Origin of the sequence: uncultured Campylobacter sp. (assembly GCF_938040115.1) — a bacterium.
Taxonomy (GTDB): Bacteria; Campylobacterota; Campylobacteria; order Campylobacterales; family Campylobacteraceae; genus Campylobacter_A.
The window spans coordinates 1-1,780 of the sequence record NZ_CALHXD010000259.1 but is presented as its reverse complement, the minus strand read 5'-3'; the positions used below and the strand labels follow the sequence as shown (position 1 = coordinate 1,780).

The 1,780-nt window shown below is 49.7% G+C and carries 1 protein-coding gene and 1 pseudogene; both read right to left on the bottom strand.

Features of this window, described 5'->3' with window-relative positions; all coding sequences use genetic code 11:
* Positions 1–1,496 (bottom strand): sensor histidine kinase (locus tag Q0314_RS08665; protein ID WP_298058286.1); only part of this gene is annotated, 1,496 nt, incomplete at its 3' end.
* A gap of 39 nt (positions 1,497–1,535) precedes the next feature.
* Positions 1,536–1,780, bottom strand: a pseudogene (locus Q0314_RS08660) (disulfide bond formation protein B); the annotation flags it as partial.

Genomic DNA, 1,780 nt, shown 5'->3' with positions numbered 1-1,780 from the left:
GTTAAAATTTTATCCCGAAGCTCCTTGCTCACGCCGCTGCCGTAGTCCGTGACGGATATTTTGCACATGCCGTTTTCAAATTTGACGTCGATAAAAACTTGCCGCTTGGCGATCTCGTCTTTGTATCGCTCCACGACCGCGTCTTTGGCGTTGTGAATGAGGATGAGTAAAATTTGCTGCACGATGCCCATTCGCTGAGTCACCTGCTCATCTTTAAACTCGCGCAGGCTTACCGTGATGTTTGCTTTGCTAAGCTCAGTGTGCATGAGCTTTAGTAGGTCTTTGATGCAGCGCTGCACGCTAAATTTTTGCGGGCTGTCGCTCCTTTTATAAAAATTTCTAAAAATCTCGATCGTATCGCTTAAAAGCACGGTCGCAGCCTGCCCCTTTTGCAGCATACTCTCTAGCGTCGCGGCGTCTAGCTTGCCGTCTTTTTGCAGCATGAGCAGGCTTGAGATCATCAAATTTAGCGAATTAACCGGCTGGATAAACTGATGATTTATGCCGCTGATTAGCTCGCCCGCCTCGCTCATACGGGCTTTGTGCTTGAGCAGGGCTTCGTAGTCGTCTTGCAGGTTTTTGATTTTTGAATACATAAAGTTATGGAGGAAATTCGCCACCAGCGCCAGCGCTGCGAACGCAAAAAGCAGGATGAGGGCGTTTTTTAGCGCGGAGTTAAGCAGCGCGGCGAGCTCCTTTTCGTTATCGGTGCCTGCGCCGATGAACCAGTTTAGCGTGGGGATCTCGGCGACGGAGATGAAATTTGAGCCGATATTTAGGCTCGTGATATCTTCGTCACGCAGGAAAATCTCTTTAAATTTATCCTCGATCTGCTTTTTTAGCGCCGCGTCCTTCATCGGGGTTAAAATTTCGCCGCCGTGCGTGACGATAAAGGCGTAGGAATCGGGCGCGAGCTTAAATTTTTCCATATTTTTTAGTATGTTTTGCAGCTTCACCACGCCGCAAAACACCCCCGCAAACGAGCCGCCGTCCAGCACGGGCACGCATAAATTTAACGTCGGTTCGCCCAAAATTTTATGGCGCTGCATAAAATTTACCGTGGGCGCGAGCGTGCTTTTGGTCTCCTCAAACCACACAAGTCCCGTGCGCAGGCTCTTTGGCATCGCCTCGTCGCCCTCTAGCTCCTTGCCGTCTACGAAAATTTCTCCGTCCTGGTGCAAAAACTGCAAAGCGTCAAATTCTGCTGAGTTTTCTTTGAAAAGTCGTATGAAGTCGCCGAGCTTTTCGCCGTCTTGCGAGATGCCCGCGTTTTGCATAAATTTAGCCGCGCGCACCAGCGAGTGCAGTCGCTCATCCAGCCAAAACGAGAAATTTCCGACCATATTTTCGCTAGCGGCGATCTTGTTTTTATCCGCGAGCGCCGTGATCTGCGCCTTGGCGTCCTCGTAGTTTTTCACGCCCAAAAGCACCACGAAAAGGCTTGCGAAAATGATGATGAAGTAAATTTTAAAATTATGCTCGCGTAAGGCTCTCATGCGGCGAGTATAGCAAAATCGGTCTAAATTTAGACCGATTTAAGCTTTTTTGAGGGTTAAAATTTTGCAAATAAACATCGCGGCAAGCACGACGAAGCAGACTCCAAAGCCGATCAGCGTGCAGTCGGCCATCGACATAAATTTGCTTGATGGGATCAGATACCAGCCGTCCTCGTAAAGGTCCACGAGATACTTTTGAAAGCCGCTTAGCGTGACGCCCTCGGGCACTAGCGGATTATCGTAGCCGCAGTCGCCCGTAGGCAAGAACCAATCAGGCGCCCACC